Below are 5001 nucleotides of genomic sequence, written 5' to 3' on the forward strand. Positions count from 1 at the left end.
AAACAGCACTTTTTCTCGGTCAATGATTAGGATAAGTTATAACTTAAAAATTAATCAACAACTAAAGCTTATGCTTGTAGCTAAGTGAAATCATTGATTAAGAGACCTGTACTTTTCAATGACTTTTTCAGCAAGCCCTACTTAGGGCTTGCTGAAAAAGTACGGGCGAAGCATTCGGATAGAAAATCTACGGTTTCACCGATAGGTTATGCCCGAATGCTTCGCCCCTACAGGACGCGGGCCGATACAGAACACTAAAACCCTTACCTCGTCTATATTTCATATTTATTCAGCAAACCTTACTTATGCCTACAATAATCATCCAAAAGACCCAAAAACGTCTTTTAATCTATAGAGAAAAACTCACCGATGACCTAGAAATAGAATTAGTCAAAATACCATCGGGAACCTTTACAATGGGTTCTTCAGAACAAGAAAGTGGTAATACAAGTGAAAAGCCCCAACACAACGTCACCCTGAAAAACTTCTTGATGGGTATTTATCCCATTACCCAAGCTCAATGGTTATATATTGCCCAAAGAGAAGATTTAAAAGTAGAGCAAGATTTAAAACCAGAGCCATCGGAGTTTAAAGGCAGCACAAACCCCGTTGAAAGGGTATCTTGGTTAGATGCTGTAGAATTTTGCCAAAGGCTATCTAAATTAAGTAAAAGAAAATATAGGCTACCAACGGAAGCTGAGTGGGAGTACGCTTGTCGAGCGCAAACCAAACCCTTAAATCTCGACAAAGGAGAAACCTATCCCCCCTATCACTTTGGGGAAATTCTTACCCCAGATTTAGCCAACTATAATAACAATCTCCAAAAAACCACCCCTGTTGGGCAATTCTACGCCAACGACTTTGGTTTATATGATATGCACGGAAATGTCTGGGAGTGGTGTCAAGATGATTGGCGCGAAAACTATGAGGAGATAAAAAAGAGCAAAAAACAGCAAAATCAGGCATATAAAGCTCTGCGGGGCGGTTCTTGGTACTACAATCCCTATTACTGCAGTTCTGCTTGCCGCAGCTACGATAACCGCCGCGACTACGGCAACGGCGGCGGTTTTCGGGTGGTGTGCGGTGCTGGGAGGACTTTGTAACCCTTTTTCTTGCATGAGTAGAAAAAGGGTTTCTCCGAGAAACCCTTTTTCTGTGGGTTACTCAACGGATTTAGGATAACTACTTACTTATCCCACTGGTAATAATTATGATATTCAGCTTTTCATTCTACCTTGTTTGAGTTAGCGATCGCTTTTTCTTAACTTCTCCAAAAGTTGCACACGGGTTGACCTGAAGTGTATTATATTTTGTCAGACAGCCGTTCAGCCCGACAGCAGAGCATGATTCTGTAGGATCGCACGGTCTGGACAACCCCTGAGATAACCTTTTCTGCACCACAAACACGGGATATCCCCCCGCAACACCTAAAAGGAGAATCTAATGTTCAAAATCGATACTTGCTGTACCCTCGTACCCTACTTTGAAGTACCAGAAGGAAAAATTGCTGTGTTCAAGGAACTAAGCCCCAAGTTCATGGAGAGAACCCGCACCGAAGAGGGCTGTATCCATTATGCTTTTTCCTTTAGCGATAATATTGTTCATTGCCGCGAGGGTTACGTCGATGCTTCCGCAGTTCTTGCCCACCTGCAAAACGTTGGGGAACTGCTAGACGAACTTCTCAAAATCGCCAAGATTATTCGCCTAGAAGTTCACGCTCCCGCTGCCGAAATCGAAAAGCTGCGAGAGCCTTTGGCTTCTCTTAACCCTCAGTTCTTCATTCTCGACGAAGGTATTCGCCGCACCAGCGAAGCCTAACCCCAGACTGACAGAAAAGAGATGCCCTACTTCCCATCTCGAAACGCACCGGGTTGCTTGTTTCTTTGGTGAATTTGTCTTGCGCCCAACTATTAGAAAAATTGAGAGACAATTAAATTTTCAGTACATAATAAGAACACAGCCCTTTATTCCGATACTATACGCCGCGTCGAGTGAAGTCACCCCCTCGGTTCCCCTTCCCTCTCCCCTCGGTAACAGACCTACGGGACAACTAATCGAAAATAACGTTCAATCAAAGACAGAATCTCCTTTCCTGTGAGTGCCGCTTTCACCCCTAAACGTTTACGATCATGAACAGTAAACCGTACAGGTCAAACACATGAAAAGACTGCTCGGTATTGTCATCTTGATAGTAGCTTGGGGAGGCTTTATCTTTGCCGACCCAGCCCTCGCCTTAGATGTAGAGGTAGGTCAGCAAGTACAGCTTAAAGCCACACATCCTCAAGGTATTCCTTTGCACGAAAATCCTTTTCCGAGTTTAAAGGGAAGATTACCCGATGGTGTAACGGCCACAGTGACCGAAACCGATAGGGAAAAGCATTGGCTAAAAGTACAAATCCCCTCCCAACAAGGTTGGATTATAGAAAAATATGTCGCTCAAGTTTTGGAAGATTCGGTTAACCCCCCTCCGAATCCTCGTCCTATAAACGGGTTGAAATTAGCCACCTATAACGTAGAATCACCAAACTTTAACCCCAGAGACACCACCCCCGATAAAGTGGCCGAGGAAATTACAAAGCATCCAGAGGTCATTCTTTGGGGTCTTGAAGAGGTGATGAATCAGGACGACCTCGATCAGTTTACTCAAGCCATGGGTTCAAAATTTACCTCGGTCTTGGGAGAAACGGGCGGTCAAGATAGATTAGCGATCGCTTACGATCAAAGTCAGTTAGAATTAGTGGGTTCTATCAATAATTTATCTGGTTCTGGAGGGTCAAGAAATCCGCTTGTGGGTAAATTTAAACTTCTTGCGAACGGAACCGAATTTTTATTTATGGTCAACCATTTCAACCGTCGTGAAGAGGAAAGAAGAAACCAACAGGCTGATTTTGTCAGAAATTGGAGCAATCAGCAAAGTTTACCGACGATTATAGTGGGAGACTTTAACTTTGATTTTGATCTCGATGAACGAAGAGGTAATACGGCTTTCAATAAACTAAATCAAGACAACATATTAAAGTGGATTCAACCGGATTGTTTAGCTTCTAATAATTGTCTATCCACTCAATGTAATCCAAATTTTAACAGTATCTTAGATGCTGTTTTTGTCGGTGGAACTGCCAAAAATTGGTCGGCGAGTTCTTCTATAGTTCCTTTTGATTGCTCTAAAGATGCCACGGGATTCCCGGATCATCGTATCGTCAAGGCCGAGTTAAAAGTATCTTAGCCGATGACATTCAGGAATTATCGAGCGAATTTGGTTGTTTAACATTTCATAATGTACAAAAAAGGTCGGGGCGAACATTAGCTCACCCCGACCTTTTTCGTCGTAATTATTTGATTAGAACTTAACCATTGATAGCAGGGGCGGTCAGAGCTACGGGAGCTTGTTCACCACTAGCCAAGTCTAAGGGAAAATGGATTCTTTAAATCCTTTTATAACCCCTATTATTCGAGTTCTTGAGGTTCAATAACCAACTTAATTCCCTGAATAATTAATTTTATTTTTTCCCGAGAAAGTCTTCCGATAGACTCTGTTAAAAGACGTTTATCAACCGTAAAAACCTGTGAAACATTAAAAACACTGGATTCAGGTAAATTCCCTTCACCCTCATTCAATAAAACATTACCAATAGCTTTTGCTCGTCTCAAATTGGTTGTTAATGGACACACAATAACCGTCCCAATTTGTGACTGATTCAGAGCATCATTTCGCACCACAACACAAGGACAAAGATAAGCAGGTTCAGAACCATGTGGTTTTCCTACATCAATCCAATAAATCTCACCTTGAAAAATCGTCATATTTACTCAGATAATTGGCGTTGATGATGGCGTGTTCCCTCTAACATCAAAGTTTCTGATTCATCCGATCTATCACTATAAGCTTCATTCCAACTATCTATTAATACCTGTTTAGTTATTTTTTGATTATTCAATCCTAATTATTGATGTAACTTCTCCAATAACCATTGTTTATCTTCATCTCCCCTGATTCAACGCCTAAGACAACTAAAAATAAAACAGAAACAGCAAGTAGTATTTATAAAGGAATATGAGTAATCCGGTCTTGATAATCTTGGGCATCGCCTAATAAAGCAATGAGAATTAAATTCTCAATAATCTCTTTGATTGTTGCTTTAGGACGCAAGACAAAAATCCCTGGACTATGACGACTTTGTGCCAGATGATCAGCTAAATGAACAGGCATAGAAGTCCGATTATTTGTGACTAAAATAAAGTGATTTGCTTCGCACCAAATTAAAATTTCTGGGTCTAAGGTGCTTTTCGACGGAACACCAGGTTCGCCAATCATCCAAACCGTTAAATCAGAGTGACGGCGCAATAATTGCTCCCGATACAGCGGCGGTAAATTTTCATCAATTAGATACTGAATACTCATTGATATTTTCTGCTGCTATTTCCGCCTTGAATTTCCGCATTTTCTCCACAAAAGCGGGAGGGTTCAAATCCTGTTCTTGTTCTCCTTTTTGACAATGTTCTAGCCATTCTGCCAGATATTGACTAACTCGGTCTTTTTCGTGCAGGTAATAGAGAATAGTGGCATGGATTTGTTCTAGGGTAAGGGTAGGATAAATTTGCCCAATCTCTTCAGGGGTACGGGCGCGGTAAATGTATTCATATAAGATAGTTTCAATGCCAATGCGGGAGTTTTTTAAGCGAATGTCATTGGGAGTCAAAAAATTAAAGTAGTCTTCGAGTTGCATCGGTTAATACTCCTATTGATAAATTCGTACTTTTTTGTATCATCACAAACCAATAAATCTCTCCTTGAATATTATGATTCTAACAACAAAAAAGCACCCCCTCGCGGGAGTGCCTTTTCGTTCAGACTAGAACTTAACCATTGATAGCGGGAGCGGTCAGAGCCACAGGAGCCTGTTCACCACTAGCTAAGTCTAAGGGGAAGTTGTGAGCGTTGCGCTCGTGCATTACTTCCATACCGATACCAGCGCGGTTTAACACATCGGCCCAGGTACC

The 5001-nt window shown here is 41.7% G+C and carries 6 protein-coding genes and 1 pseudogene; 3 read left to right on the top strand and 4 right to left on the bottom strand.

Annotated features, from left to right (window positions below; genetic code table 11):
- Positions 1-305: 305 nt before the first annotated feature.
- The 3 genes from IM496_RS02245 (at position 306) to IM496_RS02255 (ending at position 3226) form a co-directional block, all read left to right on the top strand.
- Entirely contained in the window at positions 306-1103 is a 798-nt protein-coding gene (locus IM496_RS02245) for a formylglycine-generating enzyme family protein (protein WP_194017919.1), read from the top strand.
- A gap of 340 nt (positions 1104-1443) precedes the next feature.
- Complete coding sequence (locus tag IM496_RS02250; protein ID WP_287661121.1) at positions 1444-1818, top strand: putative quinol monooxygenase; 375 nt, start codon at positions 1444-1446, stop codon at positions 1816-1818.
- 340 nt (positions 1819-2158) lie between these two features.
- Positions 2159-3226: an endonuclease/exonuclease/phosphatase family protein gene (locus tag IM496_RS02255; protein WP_287661122.1), complete on the top strand. Its 1068-nt coding sequence runs from the start codon at positions 2159-2161 to the stop codon at positions 3224-3226.
- Between the two features lie 121 nt (positions 3227-3347).
- Here the strand turns inward: IM496_RS02255 and IM496_RS02260 are convergent.
- From IM496_RS02260 to IM496_RS02275, 4 genes and pseudogenes are all read right to left on the bottom strand, one after another.
- A pseudogene (locus tag IM496_RS02260) lies at positions 3348-3419 on the bottom strand (photosystem Q(B) 2 domain protein); the annotation flags it as partial.
- Positions 3420-3447: 28 nt separating this feature from the next.
- Entirely contained in the window at positions 3448-3804 is a 357-nt protein-coding gene (locus tag IM496_RS02265; protein ID WP_287661123.1) for a type II toxin-antitoxin system PemK/MazF family toxin, read from the bottom strand.
- Positions 3805-4042: 238 nt separating this feature from the next.
- Positions 4043-4402, bottom strand: coding sequence for a DUF5615 family PIN-like protein (locus IM496_RS02270; RefSeq protein WP_002732058.1), 360 nt, complete (start codon positions 4400-4402; stop codon positions 4043-4045).
- Positions 4380-4727 (bottom strand): DUF433 domain-containing protein, encoded by a 348-nt coding sequence (locus IM496_RS02275; RefSeq protein ID WP_045358164.1) that lies wholly within the window; start codon positions 4725-4727, stop codon positions 4380-4382. Before IM496_RS02275 ends, IM496_RS02270 begins: the two co-directional genes overlap by 23 nt.
- Positions 4728-5001: the final 274 nt, after the last annotated feature.

The sequence above is a fragment of the Microcystis sp. M049S2 genome, from assembly GCF_020245625.1.
GTDB lineage: Bacteria > Cyanobacteriota > Cyanobacteriia > Cyanobacteriales > Microcystaceae > Microcystis > Microcystis ichthyoblabe_A.